The sequence below is a fragment of the Staphylococcus nepalensis genome (genome assembly GCF_014635045.1).
GTDB classification, from domain to species: domain Bacteria; phylum Bacillota; class Bacilli; order Staphylococcales; family Staphylococcaceae; genus Staphylococcus; species Staphylococcus nepalensis.
Genome location: NZ_BMCF01000002.1, coordinates 352,161 through 366,183, shown reverse-complemented (window position 1 = coordinate 366,183; position 14,023 = coordinate 352,161). Strand labels below are relative to the sequence as shown.

General features: G+C 32.7%; 13 protein-coding genes. 1 reads left to right on the top strand and 12 read right to left on the bottom strand.

Going from position 1 to position 14,023, the window contains the following annotated elements; translation table 11 throughout:
- Positions 1-52 precede the first annotated feature (52 nt).
- The 8 genes from IEU88_RS04865 to cmk all read right to left on the bottom strand — a co-directional run bounded on the left by IEU88_RS04865 (position 53) and on the right by cmk (position 7,748).
- Positions 53-1,006 carry a polyprenyl synthetase family protein gene (locus tag IEU88_RS04865; RefSeq protein WP_170006899.1) on the bottom strand — a complete coding sequence of 318 codons (954 nt, stop codon included), beginning with the start codon at positions 1,004-1,006 and terminating at the stop codon, positions 53-55.
- Between the two features lie 26 nt (positions 1,007-1,032).
- Positions 1,033-1,734, bottom strand: a complete 702-nt coding sequence (locus tag IEU88_RS04860) for a demethylmenaquinone methyltransferase (RefSeq protein WP_103373243.1) — start codon at positions 1,732-1,734, stop codon at positions 1,033-1,035.
- Between the two features lie 6 nt (positions 1,735-1,740).
- Positions 1,741-2,310 (bottom strand): heptaprenyl pyrophosphate synthase subunit A, encoded by a 570-nt coding sequence (locus IEU88_RS04855; protein WP_096809645.1) that lies wholly within the window; start codon positions 2,308-2,310, stop codon positions 1,741-1,743.
- A gap of 339 nt (positions 2,311-2,649) precedes the next feature.
- Positions 2,650-2,922 carry a non-specific DNA-binding protein Hbs gene (hbs, locus tag IEU88_RS04850; RefSeq protein WP_002483248.1) on the bottom strand — a complete coding sequence of 91 codons (273 nt, stop codon included), beginning with the start codon at positions 2,920-2,922 and terminating at the stop codon, positions 2,650-2,652.
- Between the two features lie 169 nt (positions 2,923-3,091).
- Positions 3,092-4,090: an NAD(P)H-dependent glycerol-3-phosphate dehydrogenase gene (locus IEU88_RS04845; protein WP_096809643.1), complete on the bottom strand. Its 999-nt coding sequence runs from the start codon at positions 4,088-4,090 to the stop codon at positions 3,092-3,094.
- 16 nt (positions 4,091-4,106) lie between these two features.
- On the bottom strand, positions 4,107-5,417 hold the full coding sequence (gene der / locus IEU88_RS04840) for a ribosome biogenesis GTPase Der (RefSeq protein WP_096809641.1): 1,311 nt from the start codon (positions 5,415-5,417) through the stop codon (positions 4,107-4,109).
- A 193-nt stretch (positions 5,418-5,610) separates the two neighbouring features.
- The gene (gene rpsA, locus IEU88_RS04835; protein WP_103373236.1) at positions 5,611-6,792 is read right to left on the bottom strand and encodes a 30S ribosomal protein S1; all 1,182 of its coding nucleotides are present in this window, start codon (positions 6,790-6,792) and stop codon (positions 5,611-5,613) included.
- A gap of 299 nt (positions 6,793-7,091) precedes the next feature.
- On the bottom strand, positions 7,092-7,748 hold the full coding sequence (gene cmk, locus IEU88_RS04830; protein WP_103373237.1) for a (d)CMP kinase: 657 nt from the start codon (positions 7,746-7,748) through the stop codon (positions 7,092-7,094).
- A 78-nt stretch (positions 7,749-7,826) separates the two neighbouring features.
- Between cmk and IEU88_RS04825 the strand changes: the two genes are divergently transcribed.
- On the top strand, positions 7,827-8,801 hold the full coding sequence (locus IEU88_RS04825; protein WP_096809635.1) for an asparaginase: 975 nt from the start codon (positions 7,827-7,829) through the stop codon (positions 8,799-8,801).
- Positions 8,802-8,896: 95 nt separating this feature from the next.
- Here IEU88_RS04825 and ypdA read toward each other — a convergent pair whose 3' ends face one another.
- The 4 genes from ypdA to IEU88_RS04805 all read right to left on the bottom strand — a co-directional run bounded on the left by ypdA (position 8,897) and on the right by IEU88_RS04805 (position 14,006).
- Positions 8,897-9,883 (bottom strand): bacillithiol disulfide reductase YpdA, encoded by a 987-nt coding sequence (gene ypdA / locus IEU88_RS04820; protein WP_096809633.1) that lies wholly within the window; start codon positions 9,881-9,883, stop codon positions 8,897-8,899.
- Positions 9,884-10,046: 163 nt separating this feature from the next.
- A complete protein-coding gene (ebpS, locus tag IEU88_RS04815; protein ID WP_103373238.1) occupies positions 10,047-11,528 on the bottom strand; it encodes an elastin-binding protein EbpS in 1,482 nt (493 codons plus the stop codon).
- Between the two features lie 146 nt (positions 11,529-11,674).
- On the bottom strand, positions 11,675-13,054 hold the full coding sequence (locus IEU88_RS04810; protein ID WP_096809629.1) for a RecQ family ATP-dependent DNA helicase: 1,380 nt from the start codon (positions 13,052-13,054) through the stop codon (positions 11,675-11,677).
- On the bottom strand, positions 13,041-14,006 hold the full coding sequence (locus IEU88_RS04805) for a helix-turn-helix domain-containing protein (protein WP_103373531.1): 966 nt from the start codon (positions 14,004-14,006) through the stop codon (positions 13,041-13,043). Before IEU88_RS04805 ends, IEU88_RS04810 begins: the two co-directional genes overlap by 14 nt.
- Positions 14,007-14,023 lie beyond the last annotated feature (17 nt).

Sequence of the window (14,023 nt, the reverse complement as noted above, 5' to 3'; positions counted from 1 at the left end):
CACATTAATATATTAACAGTTAATTAAAGCGCTTTCAATGGTTTTCACATAATTACCCGTTTCTTTTCCCTACTTTTTTGATTATTTTTTTAAATAATGGTTTCGCATCATCTTTTTCTAACTGATCAATGAGATAAAGTGCTTTTTCTAAATATCGATCACTTATCGCTTGTGATTGCTTAATGACATCTGAGTTTTTGATTGTTTGAATACATTCATCGAATAATGATTGTTCGCTTTCAGGACTAAGTTGTTCAATTTTTAGTTTGAAATCTGGATTATTACGCATTTCTAGTAATACTGGAAGCGTTAAATGACCATTCATTAAATCACTACCTACTGGTTTTCCTAATTTCTTTTCTGTACTAGTAAAATCTAAAATATCATCCACAATTTGAAAACTCATCCCGATGTAATGACCGATCATTTTTAAGTTTCGAATGGTTTTGTGATCAGCGTGAGAAGCGATAGCGCCTACTTCTGTAGATAATTGGATTAGCAATGCCGTTTTGCGATTGATTCTTCTTAAATAATTAGTGATCGTTTGCTTCGCGTTAAATTGATCTTGAAACTGGTATAACTCACCCATACATACTTCAACAATTGCACTAGATATTACTTTATGTACACGGTTATCTTCAATGTTCGAAATATGTTCTAAACCCACAGCTAATAAAAAGTTTCCAGTAAGTATTGCTGTATCCTGGTCCCATTTTTTAGCGATTGTTAGACTACCTCGGCGTTTATCACTTTTATCAATAACATCGTCATGGACTAATGTCGCCATATGTATTAATTCAAGCGCAACAGCTACACGGTACACGTCTTCATTCATTTCCTCACCAAATTGACTGCTCAAAATAACGAAGGCAGGTCTTACACGTTTACCTCCTGATGAAAATAAATGATAAGAAGCTTTCTCTAGGATTTGGTCTTTGCTTATCAATGATTTTTCTAATTGTTTTTCAATTATCTTAATTTCATTATTTATATTTAACTTTGACACAGTAATCACCTTTGGTTGTTTCATTTTTATTTATAGCCTAGGTGCATCGCTGCAACGCCACCAGTGAAGCTACGTACTTTAATGTTACTAAATCCAGCTTGTGAGAATAAGCGTTTTAATTTTTCTTTATCTGGAAAATCAAAAGTAGATTGTTGTAACCATTCGTATTCATCTTTTGATTTTGCAAATATTTTTCCAAATACAGGCATAACAAATTTAAAATATAATTTGTAACACTGTTTGAATATTGGAGCACTCGGTTGACTTGTTTCTAAACAAACAACCATGCCACCAGGTTTTAGAACTCGATTGAGTTCTTTAAGCGTAGCTAAATAATCAGGTACGTTACGTAAACCAAAGCCGATAGTGACATAATCAAATTCATTATCTTCAAAGGGCAAATTCATAGCATCGCCGTGAATAAGCTGAATATTTTGCATATCCTTTGTTTTATTTTTACCTACTTCCAACATGTTTTCACTAAAATCTACACCTAATACTTCACCAGTATGCCCCACTGCTTTACTTAAAGAAATAGTCCAATCTGCCGTTCCACAGCAAACATCTAATGCCTTGCTACCTGGTTTAACATTCATTTCTTTCATAACACGTTTTCTCCATGTTTTATGCTGTTCAAAGCTAATGATATTATTGAGACGATCATATTTTCCAGAAATATTTTGAAACACATTATGGACTTGTTCTTTTTTCGCTTTATTATCTGCCATGTTTGATTACCTCTTTTTTGAATAAATTTCTGATTTAACTTCTTCTAAAATTGTGTTTAATTCATCTTTTGAATAATTTTTTAAATACGAAGGATGATTTTCTAACAAGTTAGTTAATAATTTTTGATCGATATTTGCTATTTTGCTATTGGACACATATCGATTAATTGTAATAAATGGAAATTTGTTTTCTATCTTTAAAATGTAATGCCCTATATCTTTTTCTGGAATTGCGCCATTATGAATGGATGATTTCATTTCGTTGATTTCCACAATCGCTTTACTCATTTCCTTTTGATAAATTGGATCATTTAACTTAGCTAATAATGTATAAAAGTGAGCGCTTAGCAAATCGCCAATCAAAATGGATTTTTTAGAGGATAGGTTTTTAGAAACCTCATCTAAATGACGCATCGCAGTATCTATAGTGAGGCAAGCTAATTTAGCATCTTCAGGTATATCATAGGTATCAAGAATTTGAGCTAACATTTTATTTACATAAATAGTGTCATGATAATGTATACCTTTCAAGCGCTGGGTAATTTGTTTTTCAAAAATGCTTAATGTCGTTTCCATGTTCACACCTCACGTTATTATCAATATACATATTAACATTATATAAGGAAAATTAAAATCGACGGTTTTCAAAGTGATAAATATTTACATTTTATGTATTTTGTGAATTATAAAATTTGTGAAATAAACCATGAGCTTTTTACTGATTATTTTTGAAGAAAACGATATATTAAAAGTTTATGTTTAATCATTTTTAAAAAGCTCTTAATATAACACCATTATACCGAATGATATCATATTAAGAGGCATAGTTAACAATCAATTTTTAGTTATTTATTTAAAAGAGCTTATAAAAAAAGAAAAAGCCCCTTTAAAAGGGCTTCGCTTTTAAGTAAAGAATTATTTAACTGCATCTTTTAAAGCTTTACCAGCTTTGAATGCTGGAACTTTACTTGCAGGAATATCAATTTCTTTACCAGTTTGTGGATTACGACCTTTACGAGCAGCACGTTCGCGTACTTCGAAATTACCGAATCCAATTAATTGTACTTTTTCACCTTTAGAAAGTGATGATTGAATTGATTCGAATACTGCATCTACAGCTAAACCAGCTTCTTTTTTAGTTAAGTCGGCTTGCTCTGCAACAGCATTGATTAAATCTGTCTTGTTCATTATGAATTCACCTCCCCTAGGGTCTATAATGATATCTTAATATCATTATGCTATGACTTTAACACAAGGATTACTGCAACTGCAATGATTTATGTGCAAAAAACGTTGAATTAATAGGATTTTAATATCAAAATGTTATATATTTGCAAAAAAGTGTAATAGTACTTTTTTATTCTGACTTTTTGCCACGTCCCATTAAGTCTTTTACACTTTCATCGACAGGTTGATCTTCAAATAAAACCTTGTATAAAGCAGTAGTAATTGGCATCTCAATATTGTGCGCTTCAGCTAAATTGTAAACAGATTTGGTAGTATATACACCTTCTACAACCATATTCATTTCTTCTAACGCTTTATCTAAAGATTTACCTTCGCCTAACTTATAGCCGAGTGTATAGTTTCTAGAGTGTGTAGAAGTACAAGTAACAATTAAATCTCCAATACCACCGAGCCCTAAAAACGTAAGTGGATCGGCGCCTAATTTTTCACCTAAGCGACTAATTTCAGCTAAACCTCTAGTCATTAATGCAGCTTTTGCGTTATCTCCAAAGCCCATTCCAGAAATCACGCCACTCGCAACGGCTATAATATTTTTTAAAGCGCCACCCAGTTCAACCCCTACTAAGTCATCATTTGTGTATACTCTTAAATAATCGTTCATAAATAAATCTTGTGCAAGCTTGCTCACTTCTGGTGATTTAGAAGAAGCAGCGACTGTAGTAGGCTGTTTGATTACAACTTCTTCGGCATGGCTTGGCCCTGATAATACACCTATGCCACCATTATGCTCCTCAGATATGCTGTCTTCTAACATTTCAGATACACGTTTGTAAGTATCGTTTTCAATTCCTTTTGCTACATGTATAAATATTTTTTGAGTGGTTAAGTGTGAATCAATTTCATTAGCCACTTCTCTCATCGCTTTCGTAGGTAGAGCCATTAGATAAACATCTGCATGTGTTATCGCAGCATTAATATCATGAGTTGCTGTAATCGATGTTTCAAGTTGTGCATTTTTAAGGTATTTTGTGTTTAAATGTTCTTCATTGATTTCTTGAACAGTATTTTTATTTTTTCCCCACATTAATACTTGATGTCCATTTTCCGCTAAGACATTTGCTAACGCCGTACCGAAACTTCCTGTACCAAATACAGTTATATTAGACATGTAACCCCTCCATTTATTAGTTTCTTCTTCTTGATATAATGTGCACAGGTGTGCCTTCGAATCCAAAAGCAGCTCTTATTTGATTTTCAAGGTAACGTTTATAAGAAAAATGCATTAGTTCTATGTCATTTACAAATACGACAAAAGTAGGCGGTTCTATCGCCACTTGAGTAGCATAGAATACATTTAATCTACGACCTTTATCAGTTGGTGTTGGATTCATAGAAATAGCATCTGTAATAACTTCGTTTAATGTTGAACTTTGAACACGTTTTTTATGGTTTTCGCTAGCTTCAGTGATATAAGGGAATAGCGTAGATAAACGTTTCTTTTCTTTAGCTGAAACAAATGCAATTTGAGCATAATCTAAAAATTGAAATTCTTTACGAACTTCATCTTTAAATTTTTTCATTGTATTTGTTTCTTTATCTACTGCATCCCATTTGTTAACAACTATAACGATAGCCTTACCTTCTTCATGAGCATAACCAGCAACACGCTTATCCTGTTCGATGATACCTTGTTCTGCATCAATAACTACTAATACGATATTAGAGCGTTCAATCGCTTTAAGTGCACGTAACACTGAATATTTTTCAGTGTTTTCATATACTTTACCTTTTTTACGCATACCAGCAGTATCAATAAGTACATAGTCTTGGTCATCATAACTATATTCAGTATCGACGGCATCTCGGGTTGTACCTGCCACATTGGACACAATCACTCGATCTTCACCTAGTATAGCATTAACTAAGCTTGATTTACCGACGTTAGGACGACCGATAATAGACAAACGTATGGTATCTTCATCGTATGGGTCTGGTTCTTCTTCTTTGAAGTGTTTAACTACTTCATCCAATAAATCCCCTAATCCTAATCCATGCGAACCAGAGATTGGATATGGGTCTCCAAAACCAAGTGAATAAAAATCATATATGTCATTTCTCATTTCAGGATTATCGACCTTATTGACAGCTAAAACAACTGGTTTTTTTGATTTGTATAGCATTTGTGCTACCATTTCATCACTTTGTGTTAATCCTTCTCGTACATTAACCATAAAAATGATGACATCAGCTTCATCTATGGCAATTTCAGCTTGCGCTCTTATTTGTGTTTGGAATGGTGCATCTCCAATTTCAATACCGCCTGTATCAATGATATTGAAGTCATGCGTTAACCATTCACCTGATGAATAAATTCTGTCGCGAGTCACACCTGGTGTATCTTCAACAATAGAGACACGTTCACCTACGACTCTGTTAAAAATTGTAGATTTACCCACATTAGGTCTTCCTACAATAGCAACTATAGGTTTAGTCATAACTAACTTCCTCTCTTTTTTAATCTCTATAATTCTATCATAAGGGGAAAGTATTTCAAAAGAAATTATTAATGAATTCATTTTGGTATTCAGTGATAGAATAATTACGTAGTTGTTTCTATGTACATTAAAAAAATAAATCTTGCCCTAATTCAAATAGGACAAGATTTAAAATTGGTCTTAAGTGTATCTATTAAAACTTAATATCTTTAAGTTTATCTCCGAAAACGTCTCCTAATGTTGGATTGTCTTCGTCGTCATTACCATGGTCTAAATAAGATTGTGTCGTTTCACTATCGCTTTCAACGACATTTTCATCTGGTAATGTTGCTTTAATAGAAAGTGAAATACGTTCTTTTTCAATATCAATACTTAGTATTTTAACACTTACTACTTCTCCAGGTTCTAATACTTCTCCAGGCGTACCAATATGTGAATGACTAATTTCTGAAATATGAACTAATCCTTGCACGCCAGGTTTAATTTCAACAAAGGCGCCAAAACTTGTAAGTCTAACTACTTTACCTTCAATGTTTTCACCTTCGTTAATTTCGCCTCTTAGTGATTCGAATGGACTTGGTAACGTATCTTTGATGGATAAGGAAATGCGTTCAGAATCTTTGTCTACAGATTTAACTTTAACTTTCACCTTATCACCAATTGAAACGACATCTTCAGGTGATTTAACATGTTCATGTGATAATTCAGAAACATGTACTAGACCGTCTACGCCACCAATATCTATGAATGCGCCAAAATTCGTTAAACGTGCTACGGTACCGTCAATTACATCGCCTTCATCCAATTTGTTTAGTAGCTCTTCTTTTTTCTCTGCATTTTCTAATGCTTCTACAGCTTTACGACTAAGAATGACGCGGTTATTTGCTGGGTCTAATTCTTCAACTTTTAATTTTAGAACTTGTCCATCAAAATGAGAGAAATCCTCGATAAAATCAGTAGAAATTAATGAAGCTGGTACAAATCCTCTTTGACCAACATCTACAACTAATCCACCTTTGACAACTTCAGTGACTTTAGCTTCAATGATTTCATCATTATCTAATTTTTCTTGTAAAAATTCATATGATTTTTCAGTTTCTAATTGACGTTTAGATAGAATATAAGCGCCTGTTTCATTTTCTTCATCATATTCTACTTTGGTAACATAAGCACCGATTTCGTCTCCAACTTTTACAGCATCACTTGGGTTGTCAATATGATGCGTTGAAAGTTGACTTATAGGGATAATACCATTGAATTTGCCGCCATTTACATGTACAACGACTTGTTTTTCTTCAATCTCTTGAATTTCGCCAGTAACTTTATCCCCTTCTTTAATTTCGTTAATCATTGATTCGTTGAATTCTTCAGTCATCTTGTCTGCCTCCTTATTACACTACATATTTATAACATCTTATAATTTGACAGAATTGTCAAGAAATTCCACTTTATAGTAGGCATCCTAATTCCAATCGTTAAAATGATGTAAATTGATATTTTGCTTTATTTAATATTCTAATTTCAATAGCAATTTACATTGATATATATGCAGTACCCGTTAATAAAAAATGTTCTATGATGTTATACCCTGTTTTTGGTATTTTATAACTTTTTTACATTATTTTAATAGAAGAGACCTAAATCTTAATCAAAGGTTAACGTGCAATAAATTGGTTAAAGTTTACTGACTAAATTTAAAATTTCATTTGTAACATCTTCAATACTCATGCCCGTAGTATCAATAGTAATTGCATCCTCTGCTTTTTTTAACGGAGATATTTCTCGGTTCATATCATATTGATCACGGTCAGAAATTTCTTGCTTTAATTGTTCAACATTAGATTGAATACCTCTTAATTCATTATCTTTTTGACGACGAATGGCGCGTTCTTCCACTGAAGCAATCATATATACTTTTAATTCTGCCTCAGGTAACACAACTGTGCCTATATCTCTTCCATCCATTACTATTCCTTTTTTTTCTGCTAATTCTTGTTGTTTTTCTACAGCAAATGTACGTACAGGCTCTTTTGAAGCTACATAAGAAACATGATTTGTTACATCATTTTCTCTTAAATAATCCGTAACATCTTGGTTGTCTAGAATTACCCTTTGTCCTTTTTCTTCATCATATGTCAAAGATAATACTGATGATTGAACAAGACTTGAAAAATCTTCAGTCTTATTTAATTGTAAATATTTATATGTAATGGCGCGGTACATTGCGCCAGTATCTACGTATATCATAGATAATTTAGCTGCAACACGCTTAGCTATTGTACTCTTACCCGCTGCTGCAGGTCCATCTAATGCGATATTAATTGGTTTCATTTTAGTAACCCTTCCTTGTTGTTTTATAAATAATATTTTATCATAAATATGTATTTTATAAATAGGAGGAATGCACACATGAAAAAACTTCTTGTCATACATACTGGCGGTACAATTAGCATGTCTCAAGATGAATCAAATAAAGTCGTAACGAATACTGATAATCCTATTTCCAATCATCAAAATATTATAAAAAAATATGCTGATGTGACTGAAATAACACCTTTTAATGTACCTTCGCCACACATGAATATTAAATATGTAGAGGAATTAAAACAAATTATCATAAAATCTGAAAAAGAGAACTATTATGATGGTTACGTTATCACGCATGGTACGGATACTTTAGAAGAAACGGCTTATTTATTAGATTTAACACTAAATATTTCTAAGCCAATTGCTATAACTGGTGCAATGCGTTCCTCAAACGAAATTGGCGCAGATGGACTTTATAATTTTTTGTCTGCAATTAGAGTAGCTATAAGTGATGAAGCAATGAACATGGGTGTTATGGTTGTCTTTAACGATGAAATCCATACAGCTAGAAATGTTACCAAAACCCATACTTCCAATACAAATACTTTCCAGAGCCCGAATCACGGTCCATTAGGTGTAATCACTAAACAAAGTGTACAATTTCATCACCGCCCATTTGAACATTTAGTATTAACGGAGATAAACCAAAATCTAAATATACCACTTGTTAAATCGTATATGGGTATGAAAAGCGACGTACTAACTTTTCATAGTGATAACCGAGTTGATGGCATCATTATAGAGGCATTGGGTCAAGGCAACTTGCCTCCCACTTGCTTAGAAGGTTTAAATCAATGTTTACGGAATAATATCCCTATTATACTTGTGTCGAGATCGTTTAACGGTATTGTAGGTCCTATATATGCTTATGAAGGGGGCGGAGCAACGTTAGAAGAAAAAGGCGTCATTTTCTCAAATGGCTTAAACGGCCAAAAAGCAAGATTAAAACTTTTAATCGGTTTAAGTAATCATTTAAATGACGAACAATTAAAAAAATATTTTGAAGCGCCATTATAAGATAAATCAAAAAAGAGTAAGACTTGTCACATTACAAACTTTAGAATAAACCGATTTTAAAGTTTATGTAACTTGTCTCACTCTTTTTTAATAAATTAAGACTCCAGTGGTGTTTGTTTTTTAGCTAATATACTTTGAGTGATAATACCACCATGATATTTACCATTTTCAATAAAAATTGTGTTAGCATCATTTCCTGCAGCAATAACACCAGCTATATAACAATTTTCGACATTTGTTTCATAAGTTTCTTTGTTGTGAACGGGTGCTGTTCCATATTCATTGCTATTAATTTTTATACCGATTGATTCTAAGAAATTGTAATCTGGATGATAACCAATCATAGCAAAAACGTAATCATTAGGAATTTCAATTAAATCACCATTTTGTTCATAAATGACACTTTCTTCAGTGATTTTCGTAACGTCAGATTCAAATGCCATATTAATTTTTTCATGTCTTACTAATGATTCGAAATTTGGTAATATCCAAGGTTTGATGGCCTTCGGATAGTCAGAGCCGCGATAGATTACCGTCACATGAGCGCCTGCTTTTTCTAATTCAAGTGCTGCATCTACTGCTGAATTTTTACCACCGATAATGACGATATTTTGATCAAAATAAGGATGTGCTTCTTTAAAATAATGCATCACTTTTGGTAGCTCTGCACCTTCTACTTCAAGCGCATTATGTTGACCGTAATACCCTGTAGCTACCGTCAGAAATCTACATTGATAAACGTCTTTAGTAGTCGTAAGCGTAAATCGATTATTGATTTTTTTAACAGTAAGGACTTCTTCGAAAGCATTGATACGCAATTGATGATGTTTGACCACTTCTCTATAATAGACTAGTGCTTGATTACGATGTGGTTTGCTTTCTTCGACAATAAATGGAATGTCCCCAATACTTAATTTATCACTAGAAGAAAAGAAAGTTTGATGTGTTGGATAATTATAAATAGCATCTACAACATTCCCTTTTTCAATTACTAATGTATCGATTCCCTTTTTCTTTTGTTCAATAGCGGCACTTAAACCACAAGGACCGCCTCCTATGATAATACTTTCTACTGTTTGCATAGTTTTGTCCTCCTTTTACCACCCATTTATTATACCAGGACATTAAAAAAAGCCAAGAGATAGAATTTGAAAATTTAATTACAATAAAAATAAGAGTAGGACAAAAATCAAAATTAGATTTGATTTCCTATTCCTACTCTTATTGCTAAATCATAAGCAAACATTATTCTGGAATAACTAGTTGCTGGCCATTATGAATATCGTTGCCTTGTAAGCCATTTGCTCTTCTAATTTTTTCAACATTTTCAGTTGAGCCACTTCCATAATACTGGATTGCTATTCTGTATAAGTTTTGCCCATTTACAGTATGTGTTTGTTGGCCTGAATTGTTGCTTGATGCTTGATCATTTTGCTGGTTATCTTGCTGATTGTTCTGCGAGTTCGCATTCTGATTTTGGTCATATGAACCATTTGAACCGTCACTTTGATTAGTGGCTTGATCCTCTTGTTGTGATTGGTCACTTTGATTGTTTTGATTATTTTGGTCAGAAGTAGCAGCTTGATCTTGATTGTTAGATGCATTACTTTCTGAACCAGAATTTGCTTGGTTTGAACTATCATTACTATTATCTGATGCTGATTGGTCATCATCTTTATCAGATTTATCGCTACCAGAATCTTTATCAGAATCTTTCTTGCTGTCTTTATCAGAATCATCATTTTTATCTTTATTATCAGCTACTTGTTTATCATCACTATTGCTATCGTCATTATTACCATTTAAGGCCATACCAGCAAAAATTCCAATTGCAGCTAAAATGAGGATTGCAGCAATAATAGGCAATATTTTTTTGAATAAACCGCCTTTTTTCTTGTTATTTTCATCATTATTGTCGTCATCATTTTTATCATCGTTATTGTTATCATTATTGCCATCATTACCACCAGAAGCATTTGAATGAGCGGCACTCGCACCTGCAGCGCCAACACCTGCAGCACCAGCGGCAGCAGCGCCTTTTTTCTTATCACTATGTTGATTATTATCTTCAGAGGTATTGTTTTTATCAGAACTATCATATTGATTATCTTTCTTCGTTGTAGCAGCGGTAACACCTGCGCCTGCAGCAGCGTTATTTGATTGCTCTTTCTTACTTTCTTTTACTTCATTTTCATTGTTTTGTTTTCCATCGTTATTATTTTGATCTTTATGTTTTTTCGCAGCGTATGCGCCAGCACCTGCAGCAGCGGCAGCACCACCAGTGGCAGCAGCGCCTTTTTTCTTGCTACTTTGATCTTTAGTTTGCTTGTCTTGAGCTGCTGTATTTTCTTTTTCACTGCGATTTTGATTAATATTATTATTTTCCGAAGGGTCTTGGTTTTTATTCATTTCATTTGATTTTGATGATGTATCATTATCTTGCTGTTGATCGGCGTCAACTTGACTAGATGTACTGTCTTTTTCATCAATATTAGATTGATTATCTTCATTATCTTCATTTTGATGCGTTGCGGTTTCTCTTCTACGCTGTCTCCTTTGAGCATTTCTTGGAGGGAATTGTTCGTCTTTTTTATCAGAAACTTCCTCTTTTACATTGTCAACGGAATCATTGACAGAGTTCTCTACATCATCCTTGTGTTCTTTTGGATCAATGGATTGACGATTTTTTTCAAAATCATCTTTAAAATTATTATTAGACAAATTCATCATCCTTCCGTATTTTAATTTATTATATACAGTTTTACCCTGAAAAGTAGTAAATATGTATAAATTATATATATAAAACAACTATAAAATGAGTATGTATTTAGTATTATAGCTTGATTGAAAAACGGAAGTAAAGCATTTATCTTTTATTTGAAAAGATTTTGTAATTTTTCATTATAATCCATTTTTCTTTTTACTTTTTTTCTATTTACGATATTTATATCAATTAATTCTGAATCATTATCACAACAGTGGTTTGGTTTTTCTGATAATTCCTCTCCAAAAAATTCAACCATATAAGCTCTTCGACATTGATCTAACTGTTTATAGCCCAGCATACGATGATAACCTTGTTTTTTCCTTTGAAACGCAGTCGCAAAGATATGCCGTAATTGTTTAATAGAGTAATAGCTAAATAAAACCTCTAATATTTCTATCTTTTCTGGAGGCAAAAACATGCCTAACTCAAAAGTGTTTACATCCTCTTCTGTAATAACATCAGCGAACAGCAACGTTTCTAATAGGTAACTATCATCTGGCTGGAAAAGACTTATAGCTTGACTATATGCACCATCCCTGCCAGCACGTCCAATTTCTTGCATATAATTAGATGGACTAGTAGTTAAATGGAAATGTATAATAGTGCGAATATCTTTTTTGTTGATGCCCATCCCAAATGCACTTGTTGCAACAATAATTGGGATTTCGTTGTTTATAAATTGGTGTTGAACTGTGTGCCTTTCTTGATAAGTTAAATCTCCATGGTAAATACCTGTTAAAAACCCATACTGATAAATTGCTTTTGCTAAGTTGAGACACATTTTTTTTGATGAAACGTATATAATAGTCGGTCCTGAATGTTCTAAAAGTGGTAGCAACCATTTTAACTTAGCATGATCGTCTTCGAAGTTTTTATGGGTTAGAGATATGTTTTCTCTATTCATTGTAGTTTTTACAATAATGAAGTTTTTATTTAGCATCTGATTTAAGTCAGATGTTAAATATGGCGGAGCTGTAGCAGTTAATGCAAGTACATTGGCTTCAGGAAAATGGTCGATAATTTTGCCCACAAGCGCATAATGAGGTCTGAAATCGTATCCCCACTCAGAAAGACAATGTGCTTCATCTAAAACAATCAAGCCTAAATCCAAGTTTTGAATGAGTTTGAAATTATGCGGTTGCAACAAAAATTCTGGGCTTAAAAATATAAAACGACTATGTTTTAATAATTGCATATTTTGTTGTTTTTCATTTTCATCTAAACCAGAATGAATACACGAAACATAGTGTTCACCATGAAGTTTTAATTGCATAACTTGGTCGTCCATCAAAGATATTAAGGGTGAAATAATAAGTGTTGGTTTTTGCTTAATATAAGTTGGCAATTGATAACAAAGGCTCTTCCCACTACCTGTAGGTAATATGCCTAAAGTATCTTTGCCATTGAGTACATGTTCGATAATTGCTTGCTGTCCAGGTTTAAACGAGTCAAACCCGAACCACTTCTGTAATTCATGTTGTAACATTTAAATCACCTCTTTCAAATCCAACAATCAATAATTTAATTTCGAAATAACTGAGTTCTGGAAATTTTTCTTTATAATTTCTTAACCGCTCACCACGATTTCCGATATAAAATCTTAAAAATGAAGTGTCATGTTGACTATTTAAATAATCTTTGTATTTAGATAAATAACCTTTTATAAATAACTCTAATATATGGTCTTCAATTGTATTAGGTTTAACGTTTTGCATATTTGCTAATTGATTAAAGCTCAGACCATTTTTAATTCCGCTAAACGTTTGTTCAGTCTTAAATAATAGTGTCGGTAGTATGATTAATTTGTTTAAAATGGGATACTTTGCTTGTTCTTCTAATTCAAACATCATCATGACCAAATCATTTAATTCTAATTCAAACAGTCTTTTTTGAGAGACATTTTCTATTAGACTGATTTGCTGTCGTGTATACATGCTTTCTTCAAAACCTTGCAAGTAATAGTGTATGTAAAGTGTGTTATTTTTTTCTATAATCGATTTGAATAAAACATTTAACTCTTCAATTAATTTATATTGTGTGTCAGCGTTTTTAATTTCCTTATATACTGCTTTTACCCGTTGTTGAATTGTACTGTGATGGGTAACAGGGATAAATTGAAACATCCCATGTTCTGTATTAGAAACTGTTTGGACTAGCAGTTGAATTGCTTTAAATGTATTTAATAAGCTATCGTATGTATGGCGCGGATGAACGCGTATACGTTGTTCCGAATCTTCGTTCATTTTGAAATCATGAACATTTCCCACAAATGATGGATACTTTAGGTTGGGTAAGCTATGATACAATGATAAGAGTTGCTGACTACAGGCGTCAAAAAAGGTTTGATGAGACTTTTTCCCTGTGATAATATTATATATGCTTTTTTCAGTTTTGTAATTGTGTGCTTGTGTAAGTGATAAGTGAATTATATTATACATGTTTACTCCCTCATTTT